The 14462-nt window shown below is 40.1% G+C and carries 13 protein-coding genes and 1 tRNA gene; 1 reads left to right on the top strand and 13 read right to left on the bottom strand.

What is annotated here, in order from left to right:
* Positions 1 to 6: 6 nt before the first annotated feature.
* From PYS60_RS03140 to PYS60_RS03130, 3 genes are all read right to left on the bottom strand, one after another.
* Positions 7 to 675 carry a methionine ABC transporter permease gene (locus PYS60_RS03140; RefSeq protein ID WP_315570773.1) on the bottom strand — a complete coding sequence of 223 codons (669 nt, stop codon included), beginning with the start codon at positions 673 to 675 and terminating at the stop codon, positions 7 to 9.
* Between the two features lies 1 nt (position 676).
* The gene (locus PYS60_RS03135) at positions 677 to 1690 is read right to left on the bottom strand and encodes a methionine ABC transporter ATP-binding protein (RefSeq protein WP_315570771.1); all 1014 of its coding nucleotides are present in this window, start codon (positions 1688 to 1690) and stop codon (positions 677 to 679) included.
* A 149-nt stretch (positions 1691 to 1839) separates the two neighbouring features.
* Positions 1840 to 2535, bottom strand: coding sequence for an MBL fold metallo-hydrolase (locus tag PYS60_RS03130; RefSeq protein WP_315570769.1), 696 nt, complete (start codon positions 2533 to 2535; stop codon positions 1840 to 1842).
* 259 nt (positions 2536 to 2794) lie between these two features.
* Here PYS60_RS03130 and PYS60_RS03125 point away from each other — a divergent pair, with 259 nt between their 5' ends.
* Complete coding sequence (locus PYS60_RS03125; protein ID WP_315570768.1) at positions 2795 to 3856, top strand: NAD(P)-dependent alcohol dehydrogenase; 1062 nt, start codon at positions 2795 to 2797, stop codon at positions 3854 to 3856.
* Between the two features lie 107 nt (positions 3857 to 3963).
* On the opposite strand, the gene PYS60_RS03120 is transcribed toward PYS60_RS03125, so the two are convergent.
* From PYS60_RS03120 to metK, 10 genes are all read right to left on the bottom strand, one after another.
* Positions 3964 to 4317: a hypothetical protein gene (locus tag PYS60_RS03120; protein WP_315570766.1), complete on the bottom strand. Its 354-nt coding sequence runs from the start codon at positions 4315 to 4317 to the stop codon at positions 3964 to 3966.
* A 43-nt stretch (positions 4318 to 4360) separates the two neighbouring features.
* A complete protein-coding gene (locus PYS60_RS03115) occupies positions 4361 to 5641 on the bottom strand; it encodes a DUF1576 domain-containing protein (RefSeq protein ID WP_315570764.1) in 1281 nt (426 codons plus the stop codon).
* Between the two features lie 89 nt (positions 5642 to 5730).
* Positions 5731 to 5804, bottom strand: a tRNA-Arg gene (locus PYS60_RS03110).
* Positions 5805 to 5941: 137 nt separating this feature from the next.
* Positions 5942 to 7546, bottom strand: a complete 1605-nt coding sequence (locus tag PYS60_RS03105; protein WP_315570762.1) for a hypothetical protein — start codon at positions 7544 to 7546, stop codon at positions 5942 to 5944.
* A gap of 159 nt (positions 7547 to 7705) precedes the next feature.
* Positions 7706 to 8761, bottom strand: a complete 1056-nt coding sequence (gene rlmB / locus PYS60_RS03100; protein WP_315570760.1) for a 23S rRNA (guanosine(2251)-2'-O)-methyltransferase RlmB — start codon at positions 8759 to 8761, stop codon at positions 7706 to 7708.
* On the bottom strand, positions 8742 to 9200 hold the full coding sequence (locus PYS60_RS03095; RefSeq protein WP_315570758.1) for a ribonuclease III domain-containing protein: 459 nt from the start codon (positions 9198 to 9200) through the stop codon (positions 8742 to 8744). The genes rlmB and PYS60_RS03095 overlap by 20 nt, the downstream gene beginning before the upstream one ends.
* A 2-nt stretch (positions 9201 to 9202) precedes the next feature.
* Positions 9203 to 10720, bottom strand: coding sequence for a cysteine--tRNA ligase (cysS, locus tag PYS60_RS03090; protein ID WP_315570756.1), 1518 nt, complete (start codon positions 10718 to 10720; stop codon positions 9203 to 9205).
* A 249-nt stretch (positions 10721 to 10969) separates the two neighbouring features.
* Entirely contained in the window at positions 10970 to 12070 is a 1101-nt protein-coding gene (locus PYS60_RS03085; RefSeq protein ID WP_315570754.1) for an aldose epimerase family protein, read from the bottom strand.
* Between the two features lie 47 nt (positions 12071 to 12117).
* Positions 12118 to 12918, bottom strand: a complete 801-nt coding sequence (locus PYS60_RS03080; protein ID WP_315570752.1) for a ComF family protein — start codon at positions 12916 to 12918, stop codon at positions 12118 to 12120.
* 189 nt (positions 12919 to 13107) lie between these two features.
* Positions 13108 to 14310, bottom strand: a complete 1203-nt coding sequence (gene metK, locus PYS60_RS03075) for a methionine adenosyltransferase (RefSeq protein WP_315570750.1) — start codon at positions 14308 to 14310, stop codon at positions 13108 to 13110.
* Positions 14311 to 14462 lie beyond the last annotated feature (152 nt).

The raw sequence follows: 14462 nt of genomic DNA, 5'->3' as shown, positions 1-14462 counted from the left end.
ATAAACTCATTTTGCCTGACGACGTTTATCAATTCGTTTGGCAATATATAAACCTAATTCTTGAATAATTTGGAGGACAACGGCTAAAACAATAACCGTCAGAACCATCAATTTGTTATCATAGCGCCGGTAGCCGTTATTGATAGCTACAGCACCGAGGCCTCCGGCACCGCAGAAACCGGCCATCGCCGAATATCCTAAAATTGTAGTTACTGCTAAAGCTGCTCCGACCAACAGGGACGGTTTAGCTTCAACCAATAAAACCTTCGTGATAATTTGCCAATTATTGGCGCCCATCGCCTGAGCAGCTTCGATAACTCCCGGATCTACTTCCTGCAGAGAAGATTCTACTAAGCGAGCCACAAAAGGAAAAGCGGCAATAACCAAAGGTACTATCACACCTCGAAGACCGATAGTAGTTCCGGAAATCAAACGTGTAAACGGCATAATCCAAACCAAAAGAATCAAAAAAGGAATGGAACGCAAAAAGTTCGTTAAAGCACCGAGTGTCCGATGTACAAGCTTGTTCGGGCAAATTCCTTTATCTGAACTTGTCAACAGCAAAATACCTAAGGGCAAACCTAAAATATAAGCAACAAAGGCTGAGATTAGAGTCATAACCAAAGTTTCAACCAAACTGTCGGCTAATAATTGTACTATTTGTGTACTGCTCATTTTATTTTCTCTCCTTCTTATAATTTATATTGTTTTCCTCCAGCCAGGCCAAAATACGACTCTCGCTGATATTATCATCGGGAATTCGGATCAACATTTGCCCGTAAGTTACTCCGTCTATAGTGTTACTGTCCGCTTGTAAAATACTGACAGGTACCCGGCAGGCCAGAATTAAATTGGCCAAAATCGGTTCACCGGCAGCCAAGCCGTCGAAAGTTAAACGAATCAAACGATTGCTGTCAATCTTTTTTACCAACTCACCATGCGGCATTATTAAACGTTTAGCTATGTCCGATTGCGGCTTAACAAAAACATCTTTTACCTTACCTTCTTCAACAATTCTGCTGTTTTCCATTACAGCGACCTTATCACAGGCCTTAATTACTACATCCATCTGGTGCGTAATAATCACCAAGGTAATTCCCAGCTTATGTTGAATCTCTTTGAGCAAATGTAAAATTTGTTCCGTCGTATCGGGATCAAGAGCACTTGTAGCTTCATCGCACAATAAAACGTCCGGTTTATTAGCTAAAGCTCGGGCAATTGCTACTCTCTGCCTTTGACCGCCGGAAAGTTGATCGGGATAAGCGTTCAATTTATCGCCCATACTTACCAATTCCAACAATTCCTTGGCTCTGGCTAAAGAATAATCTTTTTCTGCTCCGCTGATTTCTAATGGAAAAATCACATTGTCCAGCACGGTCCTCTGAGCCAAAAGATTAAAATTCTGAAAAATCATACTGATTTTACGCCGAACCTGCCGTAACTCTTTCTCGCTCAGCACGGCTAAATCACGGCCTTGAAAGAAGACTTTACCTGAACTTGGACGTTCCAAAAAGTTGAAGCAGCGAATTAAAGTACTTTTACCGGCACCGCTCAAGCCGATTATACCGAAGCTGTCACCGGAATTGATACTCAAATTAATATCTTTTAAAGCTTGAACAGAACCGCTTTTGCTGCTGAATTCTTTAGTCAAATTCACTGTTTGTAAAATAACATTTTGTGACTGTTCCATATTTTCTCCAACTCAAGAAATAATGTACCACAACACACCAAGCTGCATTAATAGTACGGTGAAAAAATAAAATAACGGTTTAACTCGTCTTGGCGACGGTACAAAAACTGAAATATCCCGCTGTAAGCGGAATTTAAGCCGATCTACGCTTAAATATGTAAGGTGCCGTTCAAAAACAAATTATAACGACACTCGTAATCTAAATCAGTGCAAGCACCATGTCCGGGATAAACCGGAAATTTTTCAGGCAAATGTAATACGGCAGCTAAGCTGCACATGTAATCAATGGTGCTCTTCATCATCATGGCGTTACCGCCGGGGAAATCAACTCTGCCGACAGAACCGGAAAATAAAGTATCTCCCGTAAACAGGCACAGAGGGCCTTCTTCTACCGTTTTAAGCAAATAGCAGGAAGAACCGGGGGTATGACCGGGAGTATGCAGAACTGTCAACTCAATACCTTTTTCCAACTCGACAACTTCATTCGGCTCCAGCAAACGATCCGGAGCTGCAAACTCGGCCTCACAACCGAAAAGCGTACTGACATTGGTAACTGCATGCTGCATATGCTCCGCTTCATCCTTCTCGATACACAAAGGTACAGTAGGATAAACGGCACGCCAATTATCACACTCTCTGATATGATCATAATGACCGTGCGTAGCGAAAATCATTCTGACTTTAGAAGCATAATCACCCCACATATCGGGTGTTACTGAAGGATCAATCAAATAGGCCCCTTCTGCCGCTGCAATCAAATAACTATTACTGCGATCATTAGTTCCCGGTAACAAATACACTTGGAGCAGGGACGATTCTGCAGCTAACTTACAAGTCTTAATCATATTGTCTCTCCTCCAATCTTTAATGTCTCTAGTATAGCATCCAAAAAATTTGCTGCAAGCCGTCTGCAAGGCGCTTATAACACACTGTCACTAAAAAAACTGTGACGGTAGACATTTTTTTGCTTAGGCATTATTATTAAAGCAAACAAATAAGTGGATATGCACAAAATACCTGTTTGTTTTTTTACTTATTTGGTAAATGTGACCATGTGTTTTTGCTATTTTTTTGTTTTTTTGTTGTACACTATGGAGGTATGTTATGAAAGGTTTCGCCATGTTGGAAATCGGTAAAACCGGTTGGATTGAAAAAGAAAGACCGAAATGCGGTCCTATGGACGCCATCGTTCGCCCGTTGGCTCTTTCACCCTGCACATCCGACATTCACACGGTTTGGGAAGGTGCTATCGGTCAACGTCATAATATGATATTAGGCCATGAAGCTTGCGGTGAAGTTGTTGAAGTCGGAAGTTTGGTGAAAGATTTCCACGTAGGCGATAAAGTTTTAGTTGCCGCTATAACTCCCGATTGGAATTCTTTGGAAGCTCAGGACGGTTATCCGATGCATTCGCACGGTATGTTGGCCGGTTGGAAATTTTCCAATTTTAAAGACGGCGTTTTCGGAGAATATTTTCATGTCAACGACGCCGACGGCAATCTCGCTTTAATTCCTGCCGGAATAGATGTTACTGAAGCTTGTATGCTTTCCGATATGGTACCTACCGGTTTTCACGGAGCTGAATTAGCTGATGTTCAATTCGGCGACACAGTTTTAGTTATAGGAATCGGCCCCGTCGGCTTAATGTCTGTAGCCGGTGCCAATTTACGCGGAGCTTCACGCATTATTTGTGTCGGCACCCGCCCGGCTTGTATAGAAGTAGCAAAGGCATACGGCGCAACCGACTTCATCAGTTATAAAGACGGCGATATTGATAAGCAGGTGTTGGAATTAACCGGTGGAAAATTTGTCGATAGAGTAATTATTGCCGGTGGTGATTGCGATACTTTTATTCCGGCAGTCAAATGCTTAAAACCCGGCGGCTATATCAGTAATGTCAACTATCTCGGTGACGGTGAATACGTCAAGATTCCGCGCAGCGAGTGGGGTGTCGGTATGGGACACAAATTAATTGTCGGCGGTTTGATGCCCGGCGGCAGATTGCGTTTGGAAAAGCTGGCGTCTCTCGTCCATTATCACAAACTTGACGTTTCTCTGCTGTTGACCCATAAATTCAGCGGTTTTGCGCATGTCGAAGATGCCATTAAATTGATGAAAGAAAAGCCGGCCGACTTAATTAAACCGGTAGTCAAAATGGAATGGTAAAAGCCGAAGTAATCGGGCATTTATCTTTATTAAACATCGGCAAATTTACGCAGTTCCAAATCTGCAGCCCTCGTAGCGACTTTTGTAAGTCGGTGCCGGGGCTGCAGTTATTTTTCTTTTTCCTGATAGCGCACTATATGCAAAAACAACTTGGAATCGGCATATTTTCCTTCTGCCTCATCGATCGCCTGCCCCAAAAAAGTATAGTCATGTCGCGAACCGTGATGGGCACCCAACAAGCTGTTAAAATACTCTTCCAATTCGTACTGTCGCGGCAGCTTCAAAGCTTGAACAAACTCGGCAAAATCAGCCGGTTCTTCGGAACATTTAACAGTAAAATCTATAGTTGTTGCCTGCTCATTAATCAGCAAATTCATCGTAATATCCAAAAGGTTGTGCGTAAAAAAATAGCTTAAAAATTCTTTCACCAGCCTATTAGCCTTATCTTTTTCATTAATCATAAATACACCTTTAATTCATACTATGCCGTTATTGCCGGCACCATTATTCCTGTCGCCACTTATCTGCAAGCAAAATTTCTGCTAAAGGTACGATAACCGCCGCTACAAAAGCGGACGTAAATCCGTTGTTATATAAGCTCATCCCCAAATGCAGAGAAAAAACGACATTGACTAAATTAAAATGAATGAATCCGGCTATAATTCCTATCAGACAACCGTACGCTCCTCCCAGCGGTGCCAGACCGTTAGCAAAAAGCAACGTGCTGATCACCTGTTGACTTGCAAGGTCTCTGCCGGCAATTAAAGCTGCAGCCAGTACTCCGAGAGAAATTTTAAAACAATTAAAAGGATGCATTCCAAAAGAAGAAAATCCTGCTACAGTAAGCAATCCCCCTATTATCGTTCCGTTCAACGGGAAACGTAAAAGCAAAACCAGTACCAAATAAAAGCCGACATTCAAAATTATATTAAATAATGTAGCTGCTCGACCGTAAACACTGTAAAAGTCACTCGGAGCTCGACCGTTACTGCGCCATATTTGGCGACATTCATGCCACCATTTCCCATCTTTTTGCCAAACAAAAAGAACAAAAAGAAAAACTATGAACAGTAGAACGTACGCCAACAAATAATAATGCTCGTCCTTACTTAAAATCATTACTTTGTCAATTTTCAAATCAAAGTATCCGAAAAAAGACGTAATTAACATAGCAACCAATCCGGTAGTAAAACCGACGTTGAACAGCGTATATCCCTGATGGAAACGGATAAAAGCTTCAGCCAAAGGTACGGTAACAAATCCGATCAATATGCCCACCGCATAAGCTGCCGTTGCGGCAAGCAAACTGAATCCGTGCACAAACATAATATAACTGACTAAAGGTGCCATAGCACAGCTGAACAAGCTTAATGTTGAATACAAAGAAAATGCTTTTTTGAGCCGCAGAGAATAAAAATAGACACCTAAAATTATCGGTATTACGTTGATAATATTCGTGCCGAAAAAAGCTAAAGCAGTAAAAACTCCGGTTGCAGCTATTTCAAAGCCGCTGAATTTACCGCGATTATTACGCCGTAACAAAATATATGCCAAAAGCAAATGTTGCGCGACATTAAAAAAGGTGGCCGCCAAGCCGCCGACAGCGACAAAATCGTGGATTAAATAAGCCTGACTTGTAATAATTTTACGATAATCGCTCAACATCGTTGCCCGATCAGGCATCAAAAAGGCAAAAATAAAAGTTAAAACAGCGAAACATAATATAGTTTGCTTCTCTTCTCCGCGAATATAAAGAACCGATTTTTGATTTTTAATTTTATCCAAACTGTCTTTCCTCGCTGTAAGATTTCAGGTTTATTCTACCATATATTAAAGTTAATAAAAAAGACCAAGCCTAAACTTGGTCTCAATCATGCGCCCGGCAGAGATCGAATCCACAACCTTCTGATCCGTAGTCAGACACTCTATCCAGTTGAGCTACGAGCGCATTTGCACTATCTATTATATGGTGATTGAAATTTTTGTCAAGGGCTTTTGGCGGAAGTTTATACGATATTTTAGAATCAATTTGAAAGCTATTCGGTAAGCGATTGTGCTTGCTGCAAACACAACCTTACAGTAAAACTATTTTATTTCTCCGGCTACTTTTCGCAAATTTGCCATATCAAAATTCTGCTGATACCATTCCAAAGAGTAAAACAAAATACCAGTTACTTTATCACTTGCTGCCGGTGAACGTTGCAATATACCGCTCTTGCTTTGATTATCAAATTGAATTTCCAGAATAGTAGGTCCTTTAATCAAGCGATATTTAGACATAGCTAAATCGGGGTACATCTTCAGCAGATCTTCCCTCGTCATCCCGATGCCGATATTGCTGTCGGTTACCAACTGTTCATTCCTACCGGCCAAAAAATCCACCATCAACTTATTATCTGCCAGCGAACCGCGTACAAAACTGAAAGCTTCAAAATCTGAGGTTTTATAATTCATAACACGTGAATAAATTTTTTCCGCCTTGTCCGTATCTTTTATTTGCGGCCTTATAAGAGATCCGTAAATAGCTTCACTATACTGATACAGATTCTGCTCTCCCGGCGTGGCAATCATATTTTTTACCTGTGCCAGATTATAAGGAGCGGCAACATTTATATATTGTTTATTGCCTAATCTGGTTATATTCCAGGCACCGGCCAATTCCTGCTCCGGCAAGTTGTCGAACGCCACGATAGTATTATTCTGACGAACGAAGCGTACATAATGCCGCATCTTATCTTTTTGCAGACGAACATAGAATTTACTTGAATAATGCAATTCATTAAAAGGCGCGACCTGATCATAAAAAGCCCGATTTGAATTGCCTTTACTATTTGCAGATTCGCTGATTGACGTAGCCGAAACGGCAACATTTTTAGAATTTGTTGCAGCAGTTTTGGAGCTTGTTTGCTTAAATTCCTTTTTCTGCGCCTGAGCATCAAGCAAAGGAAAAGAGACCAACCAATAATCAGGTCTGATTTCTTCGATGCGGCAATTATCGAATCCGGCTCTGACGTTATTGCGATAATAAAATAAATATTTTTCCGCTTGTAAAACCCGTAAATTTTCTTCTTGCGGTAAATCGGTATATAAGACATTGGCGATCAGATTAGTTTCACCCGATTGTAAGCCGTTGGCATATAAACGTGCCATGTAATAAGGCTCAACCATATCTGTTAAAAGACGTTGAGTCAACTGAATTTTTCCGGTACTGTAAGAAAAAACCAGCAAATTCATTTTTGTAATTTTCTTGTTACCGTTCATGTGCTCCGACACCAAATTAAAGTACTTATATTTATCAATGAACGGTAAATTCGAGCTGTTGTTATAGCTCATTTCCAAATTAATAGCTTTAGCCTCCGTTGCACTCACAGGTTTATAGCCGACAACATTACCGTTACAGGCCAAGCGAAGCACATTCATATACAACTTAAAATCTTCCAACTCGAATTTTTCAACTTGTAATCCCAAAATATTTTTGTACGCTTCTTCTTCCTTATTCTCATCATTCAACGCGTTAATAATCTGATCCAAAATCTTTTTTTCGCTCGGCACCGTACTTTCACCGGGGTTATCCGTGGCAACGACAGCCGGTTCGGAAGCCGTCACATTATCAGTTTGATTGGTAACAGCTCCGGGCAGGTTCTTCTGCTGTAAATCGGAAAGTAAAAACGAAACAGCACCAATAAGCATCAGCAAACAACCGCCTACAATTAAAAATATTACTAATCTATCATTTTTCGAATGCATCTTATTCCTCAATTAATTTATTCATACACTCAGTATAGCAACTTAATCTCTATTTGTCGGGTTTTTTCTGCTTATTTCATTAAATACACAAGAAAAATAGCTTTATTGTGCAAAATTTCTCAATCGTTCAATTTCATAACTTACAATTGCCAAGGCAACAGAAGCATTCAAAGAATTCACTTGTCCGTACATAGGTATGCTCAGAACCAAATCACATTTAGCTCGTACACTCGGACTAATACCTGCTCCTTCATTTCCGATAACCAACGCCAACTTATCATTGACCAATTTGCGCAGAGCGGTAGAAGAATAAAGATTTTCTCCGTTCATATCCAAAGCTATTGTCCAATAACCGTTCTCCTTCAATTTTTCAATAGCCTGTCCAATATTAGTAACTTTACAACAATCAACGTTTTCAATAGCACCGGCACTGGTTCTGGCAACCGTAGCATCCAAAGTACAAGCTCGATGTTTGGACACTACCACCGCTGTAGCCTGCAAGCAATCGGCAACACGTAAAACGGCGCCGAGATTGTGCGGATCATTTATTTGATCCAACATAATGACCAACGGTTGTCTGCTCGACTGCTTCTGCGTATCTGCCGAAACTGCGGAAGAAATTTCATCTGTCGGCGACTCGACAATTTGTTCGTCACTTGTACCTTTTTTCAACAACTCATCAAAATCCAGATAATCCTTAACTGCAACTTGGGCCACAATTCCTTGATGATTACGGCCTCCGAGGCGTTCCAAAGCTTTAGTATCCGTTTCTACGATTACGACACCGGCAGCTTTAGCCTTGGATATAAGCCTTTGCAAGCCGATATCGAATGTTGAGTTTTTATTGAGCCAGAGCTTTTCAATCGGTCTGCCGGCACTTAAAGCTTCATTAACGGCATTGCGTCCGCGCAAACGATCAACACGATTTTCCGGTTTAACATAATCACCGTCATCTCCCACTGAATTTGCAGTCTCCACCTCCGCACTCGTTCCGGCCGCCCTTTTTCTCAAAGATGCTTTGGTATTGAACTTGGAATTTTCAGCAAAATTGCGTTTTTTCCGCGTGTTCTTAAAATTTTTATTACCTGTAAAATCAGCTCTTTTTGTTTTATCAAAACCTTTGAATTTGTTTAAAGCTTTAACGTCTCTCTTTGTCATCTTTTATCTCTTTCATTTCCATAGCGGCAATTTTGCCGATTATTGCAGTTATTTTATCCGTCTTACCTTGCAAATATAAATATGCCAACAAAGCTTCCAAAGCTGTTGCCGCCTGGTAATCCTGCGGATCTTGGTTCTTGGCCCGGCTGTGCGCACGAAAATTTTCCGCCCGTCTAACCAGCGCTTTTTCTTCCTCATTCAAGCAATTATCTTCCAGACAAAAACGCAAAAGTTTCGCTTGAAAAGCCGCATTAACATAATGTATGGCACGACGATGCAAAAGCGAATTACTGCCTGCGTGTAAAAACAGCAACTGCCGAATATACAGCTCATACAAGCTGTCTCCCAACCAAGCCAGCTTTGCTATATTAAGTTCCTTATAATCTATGTTCCACAAAATAGGAACCAATAAATTGTCAACATCTCGTCCGATTAACATACTTACAGCTTCAATAATTGCGGTCCTTGTGGTGTATCTTTGACAGTATAACCCATACTCTGCAATTGGTTTCTGATTTCATCTGCCAATGCATAATTTTTCGTCTTACGGGCTTCCTGGCGTTGCTCCAACAATGTCAAAGCTTCTGCCGGCAACTCATCTTTAATTTCCTTAGCGGAAATACCTAAAATTTTCTCATAAAACAATATTGTCGCAATAACCTCAGCCAATAAGTTGTAATCAACTTTTGTTACATTGTCCAAGTAAAGGTTGCAATAATACATCAAATTAAATATTTCCGACATAGCCAAAGCCGTATTCAAATCATCCGCCAAAGCTGTCATAAAAATTCTTTGGCTGTGAGCGATCGCCTGTTTCAATAATGCCGAGTCATAATTGACAGTTTTAAAATCAGGTTCTTCTTCCGGCGCTTCCCATGTAAGGCTGTCAAGTTTCTGCAGTAAATCTGCTTCCGTCCAAAGCGCTACAGCTTCCTGCTGCTTAAAGCGGAACAGATAATCCTGTAAAGTTTCATCCACCCTTTGTAAAGACTTTTCTGCAGCCTGCATAACTTCCAAACTGAAATTAATCGGACTGCGATAATGAGCCGAGAGCATAAAATAGCGAATAACACGATAATCAAATTTTTTGGCCAGTTCTCTTATTGTCCAAAAGTTACCCAACGATTTGCTCATCTTGACATTGTCAACATTGATATAAGCATTATGCATCCAATAATTAGCCAAGGTTTTACCGGTATACGCATATGATTGCGCCATCTCATTCTCATGATGCGGAAAAATCAGGTCCTGCCCGCCGCAATGAATATCAATCTGTTCACCTAAATGAGCATGAATCATAGCACTGCATTCAATATGCCATCCCGGTCTTCCAGCTCCATACGGCGACGGCCAAGCCGGTTCACCCGGTTTTTGAAATTTCCAAATAGCAAAATCAAAGCTGTCCTCTTTATCACTTCCCGTGTCATGTACCAATTCTCTTTGGCCTTCGATCAATTCATCTAAATTATGACCGGATAAACGTCCGTAATTCTTGAGTGCTCTGACTCTGAAATAGACACCTTCTTTACCTACATAGGCATAACCTTTATCTACCAAATCTTTAACCATTTTTACAATTTCGGGCATAGTTTCGGTAGCTCGCGGACAAATATCAGCTTTTTCGACATTGAGCGCCTTACTGTCGATTTCATATTCTTTGATAAATCTTTCAGCGATGTCCAACATGCGGCAATTTTCTGCAGCTGCTCTTTTTATCAATTTATCATCCACATCCGTAAAATTTTGCATGAAACACACATCAAAGCCGATGCTTTCCATATAATGGCGAAAAACATCAAAAGTTATCATAGGTCGAGCGTTACCTATATGAATAAAATCATAAACAGTAGGCCCGCAAACATACATCTTAATTTTACCGGCTTTAAGCGGAACAAATTTTTCTTTTCTATTATTTAGAGTATTATAGATACTAACCTTATTCTGCAAATCCTTTAACATGTGCCCTCACCTGCTTAACTTCCGCAATTATTAAAAAACCGAAGATCATCTTTTGACACCTTGCTGTTAAAACAAGGTGGGTGTTCTACGATGGTCTTAAGTCTTCCCGCTAAATCAAATCAGCACGGGCTTGACCGTATTCCATGCCGACGCGAACTCCCTTTTTAGTCGTGTAGGTACAAAATAATGATTCTTCGGTAAACCAAGTATAACATAAAGTGTCGGTTCTTGTCAGTTTTTCAATAAGCCTCAAAGTTTCTGACGATATGTAAATAATGTCGTCGAATTATAAGTATCACCGGCCCGAAGTAAGGTAGACGGAAAATGATCGTACACGACATTATTAGGTATTCCCTGTGTTTCAAAGCAAAATGCACAATGTTTACCATATTCCATTCCGTCACTTGTAACATCCGCATCCAAATAATTAGCCGTATATAACTGTGCCCCGACTTCAGTCGTAACAGCACTTAAAGAGACGTTATTAAAATTGGAAGCGAAAGTTGTCGGTTTACTGTAATATCTTGAAGAAGCAGAATCATAATTATGATAATCCCGCGCCAAAATAAAGTTGTGATCATAACCGCCGATAGTAGTAGCTGCCAACTCCTTAATACCATCCGCCAAGGTTCTGCCATTTTGAAAATCTAAAATGCTATTTTCTTTAATACGCAATATTTCACCTGTACAAATTAAATTATCTGTCGGTGTATAAAAAGCAGACGGCATTTTTACCCGTGTCTGAAGCAAAGCTTCTTTGGGTGAAATATCATATTTTTGCAGAATACTTCTATCCCACAAACGGAAATAGCTGTGATTGGTAACATCAATATAGCAATCGCTCGAAGTTGTCAATTTATAATTAATCTTTAAAGTTTTCCCTTGAGAATTGGTTTGTAAGATATAAGAAACATATAAAATTCTATTTCCGGGATGCAAAACATGCTCAGGTGTAAACTCATGTTTCAAGATAATATAATCTTCTCCATGATCAAATAATTCAAAATCCAATTCACTGAAAGCAATATTGCTGCTGTGAAGCGTATCGGGCGACACATTTTGTTCCAATTGATAATCATTACCGGCAAGATGAATTTTACCGCTAGCGAATCTGTTAGGAATAGGTCCGATAACAGCTCCCATGTACGCAGGATCGGCCGCATAATGATTATAATCGGCATGATTGACAATCAGATTTAAGCGCTCATTTTCAGCTTCCGTACAAGGAACTTCCCATTTAAGCAAACGAGCACCGTAACTGGTAACAGTTATCTCCTGTTCTTCCGTACCGGCATTGTAGATACTGATGTTATGACCATCAGCTAATTTCACTTGGCTTTCTCTAAACATATAACTTTTCCTTTTCAAACTTAAAGATTAAATAAATTTTATTATAACTAAATTTTGTTACCGATTTTACCGACAAAATGCAATTCCCGTGCAGATAAATTACTTGCAAGAGCCAGGGCTAAAACGCCATAAGCACCGGCATCATACAAAGCTTTAACACCTGCGCTTAAGGAAGAACCGGTAGACAAAACATCGTCCAGCAACAAAATATTCTTTCCTTTAATAAGAACAGAATCATCGGCAACGAATGCAGACTTAATATTATTATATCTTTCCGAACGGCTTTGTAAACTGCTTTGTCTTTGCGTTTCACGTTGTCTTTTCAAGGTTGATAAACAAGGTATTTGCAAATATTCGGCACATGCTATTGCCAAAAGTTCGGCCTGATCATATGATCTTTCCAATTTTCGTGCAGGATGTAAAGGCAAAAAACTGACTGCATCTATGTGCAACATATCACTGCTTACAGGAGCTATATTGCCTGAGCTCAAAGCTTTTCTATATCCTGCGCAAGTTAAAGCGGCAATAAATCCCCATAGCTTAGATAAATTTCTTTCCTGATAAAATTTATATTTTCTAATTAACGTCCGCACAATTCCCCTATAATATAGACAAACCAGACTGCTGAATTCAAAATTATCATCTGTTTCTATAAATCTCAAAACACTGTTTACTGTTAAACGCCACGGCAATATAGCAAAACATTCTGCACAAAACGGCCAATATAAAATCTCATCTTCTGTGTAGTCAATTTTTATCGGATGATTATTACAGATGTAACAAGCTTCATAACGATAATAGTCTTCCAAAGCTCGTAAAATATCTGTCAGTCCGCTAAATAAATTCATTCTACCTCACCTCCGTTGATCTCAGCATAACAAACTCAACGCGAAGCAACAGTAAAATTTTCGAACAAAAATTCCTCAAAAATTCAAAAGCCCCGATGCTGAAATGAACTGCACCTTCTGAATCGGTTCTTTTTTTATTTCTCCAAATTCAGGGACGCAGTTCAAAACATCAGGGCTTAAAAATACAAATTACTTAGTTAAAGCTGCAATTAACTGTTCGGTTTTATCACATATTTCCCAAGGCAAAGAATTATCCGTACGACCGAAATGGCCATAGCAGCTGGTTTGACTATAAATCGGACGACGTAAATTCAAACCGGAAATAATTCCGTCCGGAGTCAAATCGAACACTTTCCGAACTGCACAAGCCAATTCTTCATTGCTGTAATCGGATGTACCGAAAGTATCAATTGAAATTTCCAACGGCTCAGCCAACCCTATTGCATAAGCCAATCTGACCTCGGCCCGCTTAGCTAACTTGGCTTTAACAATATTTTTAGCTACATATCTTGCGGCATAAGCGGCGGAACGATCAACTTTGGTAGGATCTTTACCGCTGAAAGAACCGCCTCCGTGTGAAACTGCACCGCCATAGGTATCAACAATTATTTTTCTGCCCGTCAAACCTGAATCGCCCGCAGGTCCGCCGACAACGAAACGACCTGAAGGATTTACGTAAATCTCAGTCTTATCATCCAATAAATTCGCAGGAACAATCGGTTTAATCAAATCTTTAATCAAAGATTTCCTAATTGTAGGTAAATCCACATCCTCCGAATGTTGAGTTGAAACCACCACGCTTTGAATATGAACAGGTTTATTGTCGTTATATTCTACCGTTACTTGAGTCTTACCGTCGGGCCGCAGCCATTCATAAACACCTTTATGCCTTAAATCGGCTAATTTTCGTGCCAACTTATGCGCCAACACAATAGGTAAAGGCATCAATTCCGCTGTCTCATCCGTTGCATAACCGAACATCATGCCCTGATCTCCGGCTCCTGTTAAATTACTTGTTTTTCTTTCAGATTGAGTACCGACAATTGAACTGTCTTTAATAGCATGACTGACACCGAAACTGATGTCCGGCGACTGCTCTTTAATTGCCGTAATAATGGCAACATTTTTAGCCTCAAATCCAAGGTCAGGATGATTATAGCCTATTCTATCAATCACTTCTCTGGTAACTTGGTTGAAATCAACATAACAATCGGTTGTAATTTCGCCCAACAAAACTACCAAACCTGTACTTACGCAAACTTCACAAGCTACACGTGCCTGATTATCATGCTCATATATTCTATCTAAGATAGCATCGGCAATTTGATCACAAACTTTATCAGGATGACCTTCGGTAACCGACTCTGAAGTAAGATAAACTCGTTCTCCCATTCCGTGTTCCTCCTTATTTTGTTTCAAACACTTATTATAGCAAACAATCACCTATATTTCCCAATTTCACGAATTTTTGTCGAATTTTGCGAATTTTTGAATTAAAATTCCGCTTTTCCCGACTGCAGAAGAGCATAAACTGAAAAACATCA

This window comes from Amygdalobacter indicium, from assembly GCF_029101545.1.
Taxonomy (GTDB): domain Bacteria; phylum Bacillota; class Clostridia; order Saccharofermentanales; family Fastidiosipilaceae; genus Amygdalobacter; species Amygdalobacter indicium.
Note: the sequence above shows the minus strand (reverse complement) of the source record. Positions and strands in the feature narration are given on the sequence as shown.